This is a genomic window from Nonomuraea sp. NBC_00507, assembly GCF_036013525.1.
Lineage (GTDB): Bacteria > Actinomycetota > Actinomycetes > Streptosporangiales > Streptosporangiaceae > Nonomuraea.
Window position 1 is genome coordinate 11,964,843 of record NZ_CP107853.1, and the last position, 12,844, is coordinate 11,977,686.

Genomic DNA, 12,844 nt, shown 5'->3' on the forward strand with positions numbered 1-12,844 from the left:
GGGCCCGCTCGTAATCGGCCAGGATTACCTCCCGACAGTCTTCAATAAGGGCGAAAGACGCATTCGGGCTGTTTGTTACCTCGTCTACCTCGCCTACCCCCACTGTGCCGCCTTTCGCAGTTCCCCCAGATGCCCATATTTTGGTTCATTACTGACCAGGAGGCAACAGAAGATGGTCAAGGAATGGCGTCAATCGATCAAACCGAGCACGCCTCAATTATTACCGGCCAGTTGTCATGCCCCCGAGCAATGCGGTTCGCCGGGAAGGGTAGGCGCACTTACCGCACCCCGGACGGCGGTGATCCTACTGGACGGGGACCAGAGCGTGACCTGACTGGCTCTTGAGGTCGGGCGGGAGGTCGGACCGCTGGCTGATGTTCAGCTTGCGATAGACGCGGGTCAGATGTTGTTCGACCGTGCTCACCGTGATGAACAGCTTGGCGGCGATCTCGCGGTTGGAATAGCCCACCGTGGCCAGGCCGGCGACCCGGCGCTCGGCATCGCTGAGGATGGCCACCACCTTGCTCGCCTCGGTGGTGTACCCGTCGCCCGCGACGCCCTCGTCGGACAGCGCCCGGCTCAGCGGCCGCGCGCCGCACTCCAGCGCCAGGGCACGCGCACGACCGGCGATGATGCCGGCCCTGCGAAACTCGCCCACGCTGTGATAGGCCTCCGTGAGGTCGAACAGCGCCTTGGCCAGCTCGTAGCGGTCGCCACAGGACTGCAGGCGCTCCGATGCCTGGCGGAGCAGCATGGGGCGGTGCCGCACCTCGCCGGCGGCGGCCAGCAGCCGCATCGCGACGCCGTCGGCACGTGCGGTGCCGGGGCCGGAACGGGTCAGCTGATCCTCGATCAGGCGACGGGCCTCCTCGCGCTCGCCCATGCGGAGGTGAGCTTCGGCGAGATCGGTCCGCCAGGCGATGAACCCCGGAGTGTCCATCTTCCACGTCACCATGAGCTGACCGCAGAGCCGGAAGTCGCGCAGCGCCGCCGCGGTGTTGTCGACGGCCAGCTGGTAGCGGCCGCGGGCGTGCAGGTAGTGCAGGCCGAACCTGGTCTGCAGCATTCCCTCCGGCACCGGCCGGTTGACCTCGGCGAGCCCCTCGTCGTACCGCCCCATCGCGGTGGCGGCCAGCAGCAGACTCGCCAGCGGGCCGCCCACGGCCACGCCCCAGCTGCCCGGCGGGATGATCTGCAGGGCCCGGCGAGCCTGCGCGGCGGCGTCCTCGAGGTCCCCCTGGCGCAGGGAGATCTCCGCCCTGATGGCGGTGAGCCGGGCCAGCCTGGCCGGCGCGCCGCCCGTACGCAGCTCGTCGAGGAAGGTGTCGCACCACGGCGTGGCCATGTCGGGCCGGCCGCCGTAGACGAGCGCGAGCAGCGCGCTCTCCACGGTGTCCATGGACAGGTCGTCCAGGCGGGAGCTGTGCAGGATCCGCTCCGCCGTGCTCGCGGTCTCCTCGCGGGGGCCGTCGACGAGCACCGAGGCCAGCGCCTTGACCGACTCCAGGCGGCGGCTCACCTGGATCGGCAGCACCGCCTCGCTGGCCTGCTCACGCACCGGAGCGGCCAGGTGTGCTAGGAGCGGCGGCGCCGAGCAGCGTAACCACAGCCGTGTCCCCGCGAGTTCGGCCACCGTCTGGGGCTCGGTGTCACCGAGCTTCTCCAGGTGCTCCAGCACGTCCCCCGCCTCGCCCATCCTGCCGTGCCAGAGCAGCGCCCTGGCGAGCACGACCGCGTCGCCGCCCCGCAGGGCGCCGTTGTGCAGGGCCTCGGTCAGCTCGGCGAAGTGGCCGGTGCGCGCGTTCGGGTTGATACGCCAGTCGGCGCGCATCAGCAGCGTCACGATCACGGCGCGCCTGCGCTCGTCCACGCAGCCGCGCAGGGCGAGCTCGAGATAGCCGACGGCGGCTTCGACCTCGCCGTCGGCAAGCCGGGCGTGCGCCGCGGACTCCAGTACGGGCACCGCCCACGCGGCGTCACTGAAGTCCGCCTCGATGAGCTGCTCGGCCACCGTGACGTCGGCCGCTCCCTCGGCGTACAGCAGCTCGGCGGCCCGCCTGTGCAGCTGCTGCCGCTTGTCGGCCCCCAGCTCGGCGAGCACCGCTGACCGGCCCGCCTCGTGGCGGAAGCTGCCCGACTCCAGCAGGCCCGCGGTCTCCAGCCAGTGGATCGACAGGGGCACCGGCGTGCTGTCGGAGTCGGCCAGCCGCCCGACGAGCGCGGGATCATCGAGCGCCGCCAGCCAACTGGCCACCTCGAGCAGTACGGGATCGGCTCGGTGGAGACAGGACAGCACGGCTTCGCCGTACCGCTCGGCGGGCCAGGCGCCGCCCGACTCGGCATCATCCAGCAGCCCGCCCACCAGGATCGGGTTGCCGCCGCTGAGCGCGTGCCACTCCGGCGCCAGCCGCTCGGCCGTCTCGTGGCCCAGGCGCACGCTCGCCATGCTCGTCACCGCGGCGCGCGAGAGCGGCGCCAGTCGTACGGCGGTGCAGTGCGGCTGCCTCAGCATCTCCGTGGGGAAGAACCTGTGCGCGTGGTGCATGTGGTCGGACTGGCTGAACACCGCCATGATCGGTGAGAATCGCGCCCTGCGCACGAGGTAGGACAGGCACAGCAACGAGGCGCGGTCGGCGTAGTGGACGTCGTCGACGACGATCATCAGCGGGCGACTCTCGGAGAGAGACAGCAGCACCGCGCAGAGCGCGTGCACAATCTCGGCGTCGACCTGTTCGAAGGCGTCCAGGCCCGACTGGGCGGCCGCTCCCGTGCGCAGCAGGTCCATCACGCGCTCGTGCGCGTCCGGCGTCAGCGGCGCGTTGTAGAAGAGCTGTCCCAGCACGCCCAGGGCGAGGTCGCTCTCCGCGCGCGACGCCGTCGCCACGAGTGGGAGTGCCCCCAGGTCATGAGCCTGCTCGGCGAAGGCGTGGAGCAGCTCGCTCTTGCCCGTGGCGACGACTCCGGTCACCATCGCGACCCTGCTCCTGCCGTCGACGACCTCCGCGAGCAGGCCCTGCAGGGATGCCAGCGCCGCGTCTCTTTCGATGAGTCTCATGCCGAATCCCCTCACAATAGCGAGAACGGTATTTTGAGACGGGCGGGAATATGCATTTCCATTGGTATTCCCCCATGCCTCACAACCTCTCCCGGAAGCATTTGAGTTAACTCTCAACTGTTGACGGGTCGCAGCTGCTGCTTAACAACACTCAGCACCGTACGACGGCACTCATGTCAAAACATAGGATGTGATCCTTTAATAACGCGGGAGGGACCCAAATGGAGCAACCCGTCTACAACTTTTGATCCGTCCGGCCGTACGAACGGGGCCACCGGACAAGGTGCCGGATGGTGAGCGTTTTCTGACGGTCCGCGCCGACATGCCGGCGGGTCACCGACGAGGCCGCGCCGCACGAGAGGAAAGACCGTCGGAATCCGCGGCTCGGACCCACTCCACAGTCGAATCGCCGGCCCGCGGGGCGGGGCCGGCGATCATGTCAGGGGCGGGCCGGGATCCGCGCCCGTTCGTACGGCCGGGCTCGTCGCACGGCCGCGCCGCCGCCCCGGACGTACGCCCCGGCAAGCGGGCGTGACCTGGGACAGCGGCGCAAGGAGTGCTTACTCGGCGATCCTCGTCCTGGTTGTCCAGCGGAAGACCAGACCCTGGCACTCGTCGTCGAGGTGGTAGTGCTCGGTGGTGCGCTCGAAGTGCTCGTAACCACTTCTGTGCGGGATTTTGACTTTCTCGTCGGCAGGGTTCGTGTTGCGGAACCGGGCCGCGTCGGGGAAGTCGCCGGGACCGCCGACCAGGACGATGTTGAGCCCATACGGCTCGTCATCGATCGCGCAATTGGCAAGAACCTCTCGTACCGAGTCAGGGAGTTGGGTCATGGAGCCCTCCACGAATTGACTTGACGAACCTAAAGGTGGCCGTGTCCTGGCATCCGCCCCCGATGCCCCCTGCCGACCGGCCCCGTTCGATCGTTACCGCGGCGTCCAGCGGAACGTCTTCAGGCAGAGGAGCAGGCCGCCGACGCACCACGCGGCGAGCACCAAAGCGATCATCGGATGCTCCCAGGCGCCGGCCGGTTCCAGGGCGGCCGCCTGTTCGGGCAGGAACACCGATCTCATGCCCTGGGTCATCCACTTGAGCGGGAACAGCGCCGCGAAATACTGCAGCAGGGCGGGCACGTCGGAGAAGGGCAGGTAGACGCCGGAGCAGAACTGCAGGATGAGGAAGGGAAGGGTGATGATGGCGTTGGCTCCGCGCCCGGTCTTCGGCAGGCTGCTGGCCGCGATGCCCAGGAGCGCGCAGGCCACGCCGCCGAGGGCGAGGACCCAGGCGAACGTCACCCACCGGTCGAGGGAGCTGGGCAACTGCACGTCGAACAGCAGCACGCCGACGACGATCAAGATGGCGACCTCAGCGACCATGCAGACCAGGACCTGGATGATCTTGCCGCCGAAATACGACACGTGCGGCATGGGCATGCCGTGGAGCCTCTTCAGCGTCCCGTCGTCGCGCTCCAGCGCGATGTTGATCCCCAGGTTCTGGAAGGACGTGCTCATGATGCCGGCGCCGATCATGCCGGCCGTGAGGATCTGGGCGCCCGTGACGCCGGGCGCCGTCATCCTGCTCATCGACATCGCGCCCAGCAGCATCAGCATGATGGCCGGGAGGGAGAAGATGACGATGAACTGGCCCTTCGTGCGGAAGAAGCCCTTGAGTTCGAGCGCGCCACGCTTCAGCGCCAGCCGGCCGGCGCCCGGCAGGCGCACGGCGGGCGCCGCGGCGAGGTCTTTCGATGATCTCGGGATCGTGGTCGTCACGTCTTCTCTCCGATGAGGCCGAGGTAGATGTCTTCGAGGGTCGGCCGCGAGACGGTCAGTTCGGGGATCTCCCCGTCGAACTGCGCGATGAGCTCGGCGACGACCTGCGTGGGCGTCGCGGTCTTCACCTTGCGCTCGCCGTCCGGAGTGGCCCAGCTGACCGTCGCGTCGGCCTCGGCACGACCGGCCAGGGTGGCGGGCTCGCCCAGGGCCACGATCCGGCCCTCCGCGATCACGCCCACGCGGTGCGCCAGCGCTTCGGCCTCGTCAAGGTAGTGCGTGGTCAGCAGGATCGTGGCGCCCTCATCGGACAGCAGGGAGATCAGCCCCCAGAACTGGCGGCGGGCCTCCGGATCGAAGCCGGTGGTGGGCTCGTCCAGGAAGAGCAGCTCGGGATCGCCCACGACGCCGAGCGCCACGTCCACCCTTCGCCGCTGCCCGCCGGAGAGCGTGCGGACGCGGGCGTCCGCCTTGTCCGTGAGGCCGACGAGCTCGATCACCGAATCGGGGTCCCGCGGCCGCGGGAAATAGCCCGCGAAGTGGTGCACCGTCTCCCGCACCGTGAACTCGGCGGCGTCGGTGGCCGACTGGAGCACCATTCCGAGCCGGGACCGCCAGGCGCGGCCGGCTCGGCCAGGATCCTCGCCGAGCACGCTGACCTCACCACCGTCCCGGTGACGATGCCCTTCAAGAATCTCAACAGTGGTCGTCTTGCCGGCACCGTTGGGTCCGAGGAGCGCGAACACCTCACCCCGAGCGATATCCAAATCGATGCCGTCGACCGCGGATACGTCGCCGTAAGTCTTGCGCAGCTCACGTACACGTACAGCTGTATCGCTCATGCCCCTTAGAGTTGGGGATCGGGCGGGGCTGCGATATTCACCTTTCGGTCCCCCCTACGAGCGTCGATCGATACCCCTAGCCCGCGCTGACCCAGCCTCAACACCGCGTGTCACTCCCCGGTGTCAAAAGGTTGACCCCTATCAACCGTTCGGAGGATTTCGGCCGAGCCGCCCGCCGGTGATCCTCGTAACATGACAGTCATCGAGATCGACGGCCTGCGGAAAAACTACCAGGGCCGCACGACACTGGACGGCCTCTCCCTGACGGTGGAGCGGGGCGAGATCTTCGGGATCGCCGGCCCCAACGGAGCGGGCAAGACCACGGTCGTGGAGTGCGCGTCGGGACTGCGGCGGCCGGACGGCGGCACCCTGCGGGTGCTCGGCCTCGACCCGCAGACCGACCGGCGCCAGCTGCTGCAGCGCATCGGCGCCCAGCTGCAGGAGGCGGCGCTCCCCGACGCGATCAAGGTCGGCGAGGCGCTGCGCATGTACGCCGCCCTCTACGACAAGCCCGCTGACTGGCGGGCACTCATGGACGAATGGGGGCTGACGGACAAGAAGCGGTCCAGCTTCGCGAGCCTGTCCGGCGGCTGGAAGCAGCGGTTGTTCATCGCGCTGGCCCTGGTCGGCAACCCCGAGGTCGTCTTCCTCGACGAGCTCACCACGGGCCTGGACCCCTCCGCCCGCCGCTCAACCTGGGGTCTGATCCGCGAGATGCGCGAGCGTGGCGTCACGGTCGTGCTGGTCACCCACTTCATGGACGAGGCCGAGGCGCTGTGCGACCGCATGGCGATCATCGGCCAGGGACGTGTGGTCGCCGAGGGCACCCCACGCGAGCTGATCAAGCAGGGACAATCCGATTCGCTGGACGAGGCGTACTTCGCGCTGACCGGAAAGGACATGGCATGAAAGGCATCTCGCAGGTCGTCGGGGTCGAGCTCAAGCTGGTCATGCGTGACCCGATGTCGGCGTTCTTCGCCCTGGCCTTCCCGGCGATCCTGCTGTGGGTCAAGATGCGCAGCAACCGGCCGCTGCCGGGCGGTGTGGAGGCCATCGACGCCACGGTGCCGATGCTGAGCATCTTTGTCATCGGCCTGGCCGGGCTGGTCATCCTCCCGACCACGCTGGCGCAGTACAGGGAGCGGCGGGTGCTGAAGCGGCTGCGCGTCACTCCCGCCTCGCCCAGCATGATGTTCACCGCCCAGTGGACCGCCCACATGCTGCTGGCCGCGCTCGGGACACTGCTGCTGATCGCCATCGGCCTGGCCGCCTACGGGCTCGCCCTGCCGGCGAATCCGGCGGTCGTCGTGCTGGCGTGGCTGCTCAGCGCGCTGAGCCTCAGCTCGATCGGGCTCCTCATCGGCGCCTTCGCCCCCAGCGGCCGGACCGCGACGGTGGTCGGGCTCAGCCTCTTCTTCCCGGCGGTCTTCATCTCGGGCGCCATCATCCCGCGCGAGCAGGCGTCGGAGTCGATGCGGGCCATCGGCGACCTGACTCCTGTGGCCCCGGCGGTGGCGGCGATCCGCGACGCCTGGGCCGGCAATGCGACATCCCCGATTACGCTGGGCGTCATGGTAGCGATTTTCGTCATCGCTGGCGGCGTTGCCGTCAGGGCATTCCGGTGGTAGGCGTCACCGACGTCTCACGGTGGGATCGAGCCTCGCCTGCTCTGCCGTACCTGTTCATCCTCCTGCCGACGGTCTTCGCCCTGATGCGGGACTGGCGGCCGTGGGTGCTGAGCCTGGCGCTGTTCGCCGGCGCGTGGCACTGGTTCATGGTGGGCCGCCGGCCGAGCTGGATCGAACGGCCCATCGTGATGGTCGCCTACTTCATGGTGATGCTCGCCGTCATCGCGATTCTGATGAGAATCGACACGCTGTTCATGGTGACCGGCTTGGGAGCGTTCGTACAGTCCTTCACTGTGCTGCCCGGAAGGTGGGCGTATTTAGGGGTGGCGGCGACCTCCGGTGTGCTGGTCGCAGCTCCCCCGGAGCCGGGGCGAAGCCCGGTAGACACGCTCTTCTCGTTCCTCGTGGCGATGCTCGTGGCCTCGACGATCGGGCTGGTCATCCAGACCATCTCCGAGCAGAACGAGAACCGCAAGGTGATGATCAGGCAGCTGAAGGAGACCGGCGCCAAGATGGCCGCGCTCGCCGAGGAGAACGCGGACCTGCAGGCCCAGCTGCTCACCCGGGCCCGCGAGGCCGGCATGCTCGGTGAGCGCCACCGGATGGCCAGGGAGATCCACGACACCATCGCGCAGAGCCTGACCGCCATCATCACCCAGCTGGAGGTCGCCGACAGCGTGATCGACGACGCCCCCGCCGCCCGCACGCGACTGACCACGGCGCAGACCCTGGCCAGGGAGAGCCTGAACGAGGCCCGCCGGTCGTTCCAGGCGCTGCGTCCCGCGCCGCTGGACGACGCGCAGCTCGGCTCCGCGATACAGGACGTCGCCACGAAGTGGTCGCAGAGCACCGGCGTGAACACCACCGTGTCGGTCACGGGCGACCCCCGGCCGCTGCACGCGGAAGTGGAGATCACCTTGCTGCGGGTGGCGCAGGAGGCGCTGGCCAACGTCGGCAAGCACGCCGCCGCCGGCCGGGTCGCCGTCACACTGTCGTACATGGAGGACGTGGTGGTGCTGGACGTGCGGGACGACGGCGCGGGCTTCACCCGAGGGCCGGCGAACTCCGCGACGGACGGGTTCGGGCTCATCGCGATGCGCCAGCGGGTCACCCGGCTGGCAGGTGACTTCGAGATCGAATCGGCCCCCGGTCAGGGGACGGGGATCTCTGCTACTGTTCCCGCCATTCCCGCCGCGTCGGACGCGGGATCATCCGACCGCTTCGGAAACGTGTAGCAGGACATGGCGATTCGTATGATCATCGTCGACGACCACCCCGTCGTCCGCGATGGATTGCGCGGGATCTTCACCGACGACGACTTCGAGGTCGTCGGTGAGGCGGCCGACGGGCCTGAGGCGCTCGTCGTGGCCAGGCAGACCAACCCCGATGTCGTGCTCATGGACCTGCGCATGCCGAAGATGAGCGGCGCCGAGGTCATCCGCCGCCTGCGCGAGCAGGCGCCCGGCATCCGTGTGCTGGTCCTGACCACCTTCTACGACGACGCCGACGTCCTGCCGGCGATCGAGCAGGGGGCCACCGGCTACCTGCTCAAGGACACGCCGGGCGCCGAACTGCGCCGCGCCGTGCAGGCGGCGGCCCGCGGCGAGACGGTGCTGTCGCCCACCGTGGCCGGGGTGCTGACGCAGAAGATGCGCACACCGGAGCAGCAGACACTGAGCCGCAGGGAGCTCGAGGTGCTCGGGCTCATCGCCCGCGGTGCGACCAACCGTGAGGTCGCCGCGAAGCTGTTCATCACCGAGGCGACGGTGAAGACGCATCTGCTGCACATCTTCGCCAAGCTCGGGGTGAAGGACCGCGCGGCCGCGGTCGCCGCGGCCTACGAGGCCGGCCTGATCAAGCCCGGGTCCTGACTAAGGGCACCTAGGGGTGGGCCTGGCCGGAGGCCGAACCATACCGTTGAACAGGCGCCAAATCCCTGCTCACGCGCATCCCCGAGCGGCGTGCACCGCCGCCGGATCCGTCGCGCCCGCAGACACGCCCGGCAGGTCGCCGAAGCCACCCCCTGCAGGAACTGGAGATGAGCCCATGAACACGCTTGCGCTCGCTGACCCGAGGGCCGAGCTGGCGACCGTCGGTGGCAAGGGCGAGTCCCTCGCCCGCCTGGCCGTGGCCGGTCTGCCGGTGCCGGACGGGTTCCACGTCACCACCGCGGCGTACCGCGACTTCGTGGACCGCCACAACCTGCAGGACAAGATCCTCTCGGGCGACGCCGACGAGATCGCGACCCTGTTCGCCGCCCATGAGATGCCGGCCGAGACGGCCGGTGACATTCTGGCCGCCTACGCGGCGATGGGCGAGGATCCGGCGGTGGCCGTGCGCTCGTCGGCGACCGCGGAGGACCTGCCGGGCATGTCGTTCGCCGGGCAACAGGACAGCTACCTCAACATCAGCGGCACCGAGCGGCTCCTGGACGCGGTCAAGCGCTGCTGGGCCTCGCTGTGGACCGAGCGGGCGATCGCCTACCGCAAGCGCAACGGCATCCCCCAGAACGAGGTGGCCATCGCCGTCGTCGTCCAGGAACTCGTGCCGGCCGACGCCGCGGGCGTGCTGTTCACCGAGGACCGCCTCTCCCCCGGCCTCCTGACCGTCAACGCCGCGTGGGGGCTGGGCGAGGCCGTCGTCGGCGGCCTGGTCACACCGGACACGATCACGCTCGACCGCGCGGGCCGTACGGTCGTCACCGAGACGATCGCGTCCAAGGCGGTCATGACCGTGCGCACGCCCGGCGGCACGGCCGAGGAGCCCGTCCCCCTGGACAGGCGCGACGCGCCTGTCCTGTCCGCCGCGCAGGCCGCGCAGCTCGCCGGGCTGGGCATGACCATTGAGGAGTTGTACGGCTGCCCGATGGACGTGGAGTGGGCCATCCACGACGCGCAGCTCTACATCCTCCAGGCGCGGCCGATCACCGGGCAGCGCGAGGTGTGGAACGACTCGCTCAAGGGCGACTACCTGTGGAGCAACGGCAACCTGGGCGAGGCGATCCCCAGCGTGATGACGCCGTGCACCTGGTCGCTCGTGCAGGCGTTCATGAGCGAGATCATGATCCTCGGCGACCTCGGCGGCCACCCCATCTGCGGGAACATCGGTGGCCGGGTCTACATGAACATGAGCCTGACCGCCTCGCTCGGAGCGGCGCTCGGGATCACGAAGAAGATCAAAGAGACCCAGGAACCGGTCTACGGCCGGCTGCCCGAGGGGATCGAGACGCCGCGCCTGCCGATGTCGCGCTGGCAGACGCTCAAGGCAGCCAAGCCGATGCTCGGCGGCCGCCGGGCCGTCCAGCAGGAGACGGGCCGGCTCCCCGAGTACATCGCGACCGTCGCCCAGCGCATCGAGAACATCCGCGACAAGATCGCCGCGCAGGACGACCTGGTCACGCTCTGGGAGAACGAGGTGGAGCCGCAGTTCCGCGAGAGCAACCGCATGCTGGCCTGCGCGGCCCGGCAGGACGCGGGCTCGCTCGTCTACCTCGGCTCCCAGCTGGAGAAGCTGGTCGGAGAGGTCGACGCCAACGCGCTGATGACCGGGCTGCAGGGCAGCAGCAGCCAGCTGGAGAGCCTCGGCCCGCTGCTCGGCCTGGCGCGGATCAAGCGCGGCGAACTCTCCCGCGACGCCTACGCCCGCAGGTACGGTCACCGGTGCCCCGACGAGTTCGAGGTCTCCATCGCCCGGCCGGTCGAGGACCCGGCGTGGATCGACCGGCAGCTCGCCGCACTCACGACCGATCCGGCCGAGCTGCTGGGGCGCCAGGAGGAGGCGAACACCGCCGCCTGGCAGCGGTTCCGCGAGCGGCATCCGCGCAAGGCCGAGAAGTTCCGCCGCAAGATCGACCGCTGGACGGCGATCGTGCAGGCCCGCGAGGACACCCGGTCGGAGATGATGCGCGGCTTCTGGATGGTGCGCGACTTCGTGCTGCGTGCCGGGGAGCTGACCGGGCAGGGCGACGACCTGTTCTTCCTGACGATCGAGGAGATCCTGGAGGTGCTGGGCGGCTCCCGCCGGCCGCTGTCGCGGGTGGCCACGCGGCGGGCGACGTACGCGCTGTACCAGGCGCTGCCGCGGTACCCGGGCATCATCCGCGGCCGGTTCGATCCCGAGCGGTGGGCGGCCGATCCGGACCGGCGGGGCGACGTGTTCGACGCCGCCGCGACGGTGGCGCCGCCGTCGCAGACCGTCAGCGGCATCCCCGGCTCGGCCGGCGTGGTCGAGGGCACGGCCCGCGTGATCGCCTCGGTGGCGGACGGCGACAGGCTGGGAGAGGGCGAGATCCTGGTGACGACCGTGACGAACGTGGGCTGGACGCTGCTCTTCCCGCGGGCGGCGGCGGTCGTCACCGATGTGGGGGCGCCGCTGTCGCACGCCACGATCGTCGCGCGCGAGCTGGGGATTCCCGCCGTGGTCGGCACGAGGAACGCCACCATGCTGCTGCGCGACGGTGACCGGATCCGCGTCGACGGCACCCATGGCACGGTCGAGGTCATCACCACCGCGGTACCCGCGCTCAGCTGAAAACCAGGACGCCGGGCTCGTGGCGAGCCCGGCGTCCTGTTTTTCAGCGGCTCGCGACGAGCAGCCGCATCCCGAGCGGCAGGTCGAGCAGCTTCCCCGGCACCAGGCCCGCCTGCTCCAGCAAGGTCCCGTACTCCTCCTCCGTGCGCTCCCGCCCGCCGGTCATCACCATCATGTGCAGGTCGAAGGCGAGCGGCAGGTACGAGTCAGCGGAGACGACCCGCTCGATGATCAGCAGTTCGGCCCCGGGCCGCATCGCCCGGGCGCAGTTGCGCAGCAACATGGCACACCGGTCGTCGTCCCAGTCGTGCATGATGCGGGAGAGCAGGTAGACGTCCCCGCCCGCCGGCACGGACACGAACAGGTCACCGCCGACGAGCTCGCATCTGTCCAGCACCCCTTCCAGGTGCGCGGACGCGGCCGCGACCACCTCCGGCACGTCGAACAGCACGCCCCGGGCCGAGGGGGTGTCCCGCAGCACCGTCCCGAGCAGGGCGCCCGTGCCGCCCGCGAGATCGACCACGGTGCGCGCCCCGGAGAAGTCGTAGGCGACGGGGACCTCGCGGAAGAACGCCGCGCCCGCCGCCATCCCGGCGTTGAAGGTGGCTGCCCTGCCGGGGTCGTCCGCCAGGTGCGCGAAGACGGGCATCCCGTGGACGTGCTCGAAGGCGGGCTCCCCCGTGCGGACGGCATGCGCCAGCCCGCCCCACGCGGCGCCGAAGTAGTCCTCGCCGTAGAGCGCGACGAGCGGCCCCAGCTCGTCGTGGCGCAGCAGGGCGCCCATCGGCGTGAGACCCCATCCACCGGCGCCGTCGGTGTCGACCAGGTCCACGCGCGCTAACAGCCGGAGCAGGCGGTGCAGCGCGCCGGGGTGGGCGCCGACCGCCTCGGCGAGTTCGGCGCAGGTCAGGCGGCGCCCTTCGAGTGCGTCCGCGACACCGAGCCGGACCGCGACGAAGGTCGCCTGTGCCAGCCAGCCTCCGGTGGCGATCCGCATGAGCTCGTGCTCCATCATGA

Annotated in this window: 10 protein-coding genes; 5 read left to right on the forward strand and 5 right to left on the reverse strand. The window is 69.7% G+C overall.

Translation table 11 applies throughout. From position 1 onward, the window contains the following. Window positions 1–304: 304 nt before the first annotated feature. The 4 genes from OHA25_RS56915 to OHA25_RS56930 form a co-directional block, all read right to left on the reverse strand. Window positions 305–3,055: an AAA family ATPase gene (locus tag OHA25_RS56915; RefSeq protein WP_327585102.1), complete on the reverse strand. Its 2,751-nt coding sequence runs from the start codon at window positions 3,053–3,055 to the stop codon at window positions 305–307. A gap of 560 nt (window positions 3,056–3,615) precedes the next feature. After that, entirely contained in the window at window positions 3,616–3,888 is a 273-nt protein-coding gene (locus tag OHA25_RS56920; protein WP_327585103.1) for a DUF5988 family protein, read from the reverse strand. Between the two features lie 93 nt (window positions 3,889–3,981). After that, complete coding sequence (locus OHA25_RS56925; RefSeq protein ID WP_327585104.1) at window positions 3,982–4,827, reverse strand: ABC transporter permease; 846 nt, start codon at window positions 4,825–4,827, stop codon at window positions 3,982–3,984. Continuing rightward, window positions 4,824–5,669: an ABC transporter ATP-binding protein gene (locus OHA25_RS56930; RefSeq protein ID WP_327585105.1), complete on the reverse strand. Its 846-nt coding sequence runs from the start codon at window positions 5,667–5,669 to the stop codon at window positions 4,824–4,826. The genes OHA25_RS56925 and OHA25_RS56930 overlap by 4 nt, the downstream gene beginning before the upstream one ends. Before the next feature lie 192 nt (window positions 5,670–5,861). On the opposite strand from OHA25_RS56930, the gene OHA25_RS56935 reads away from it, so the two are divergent. The 5 genes from OHA25_RS56935 to OHA25_RS56955 all read left to right on the forward strand — a co-directional run bounded on the left by OHA25_RS56935 (window position 5,862) and on the right by OHA25_RS56955 (window position 11,827). Then, the gene (locus OHA25_RS56935; protein WP_327585106.1) at window positions 5,862–6,578 is read left to right on the forward strand and encodes an ABC transporter ATP-binding protein; all 717 of its coding nucleotides are present in this window, start codon (window positions 5,862–5,864) and stop codon (window positions 6,576–6,578) included. Continuing rightward, entirely contained in the window at window positions 6,575–7,297 is a 723-nt protein-coding gene (locus OHA25_RS56940; RefSeq protein ID WP_327585107.1) for an ABC transporter permease, read from the forward strand. Before OHA25_RS56935 ends, OHA25_RS56940 begins: the two co-directional genes overlap by 4 nt. Continuing rightward, window positions 7,291–8,532, forward strand: a complete 1,242-nt coding sequence (locus OHA25_RS56945; RefSeq protein WP_327585108.1) for a sensor histidine kinase — start codon at window positions 7,291–7,293, stop codon at window positions 8,530–8,532. Before OHA25_RS56940 ends, OHA25_RS56945 begins: the two co-directional genes overlap by 7 nt. Window positions 8,533–8,538: 6 nt before the next feature. Beyond that, window positions 8,539–9,168: a response regulator transcription factor gene (locus tag OHA25_RS56950; protein WP_327585109.1), complete on the forward strand. Its 630-nt coding sequence runs from the start codon at window positions 8,539–8,541 to the stop codon at window positions 9,166–9,168. 175 nt (window positions 9,169–9,343) lie between these two features. Then, entirely contained in the window at window positions 9,344–11,827 is a 2,484-nt protein-coding gene (locus tag OHA25_RS56955; RefSeq protein ID WP_327585110.1) for a PEP/pyruvate-binding domain-containing protein, read from the forward strand. A gap of 43 nt (window positions 11,828–11,870) precedes the next feature. On the opposite strand, the gene OHA25_RS56960 is transcribed toward OHA25_RS56955, so the two are convergent. Beyond that, window positions 11,871–12,842: a methyltransferase gene (locus OHA25_RS56960; RefSeq protein ID WP_327585111.1), complete on the reverse strand. Its 972-nt coding sequence runs from the start codon at window positions 12,840–12,842 to the stop codon at window positions 11,871–11,873. Window positions 12,843–12,844: the final 2 nt, after the last annotated feature.

What these genes read in the sequence shown, in the direction of transcription:
- OHA25_RS56960 (WP_327585111.1), bottom strand. Translation starts at nt 12,842, where the DNA reads ATGATGGAGCACGAGCTCATGCGGATCGCCACCGGAGGCTGGCTGGCA.
- OHA25_RS56940 (WP_327585107.1), top strand. Translation starts at nt 6,575, where the DNA reads ATGAAAGGCATCTCGCAGGTCGTCGGGGTCGAGCTCAAGCTGGTCATG.
- OHA25_RS56935 (WP_327585106.1), top strand. Translation starts at nt 5,862, where the DNA reads ATGACAGTCATCGAGATCGACGGCCTGCGGAAAAACTACCAGGGCCGC.
- OHA25_RS56920 (WP_327585103.1), bottom strand. Translation starts at nt 3,888, where the DNA reads ATGACCCAACTCCCTGACTCGGTACGAGAGGTTCTTGCCAATTGCGCG.
- OHA25_RS56915 (WP_327585102.1), bottom strand. Translation starts at nt 3,055, where the DNA reads ATGAGACTCATCGAAAGAGACGCGGCGCTGGCATCCCTGCAGGGCCTG.
- OHA25_RS56930 (WP_327585105.1), bottom strand. Translation starts at nt 5,669, where the DNA reads ATGAGCGATACAGCTGTACGTGTACGTGAGCTGCGCAAGACTTACGGC.
- OHA25_RS56950 (WP_327585109.1), top strand. Translation starts at nt 8,539, where the DNA reads ATGGCGATTCGTATGATCATCGTCGACGACCACCCCGTCGTCCGCGAT.
- OHA25_RS56955 (WP_327585110.1), top strand. Translation starts at nt 9,344, where the DNA reads ATGAACACGCTTGCGCTCGCTGACCCGAGGGCCGAGCTGGCGACCGTC.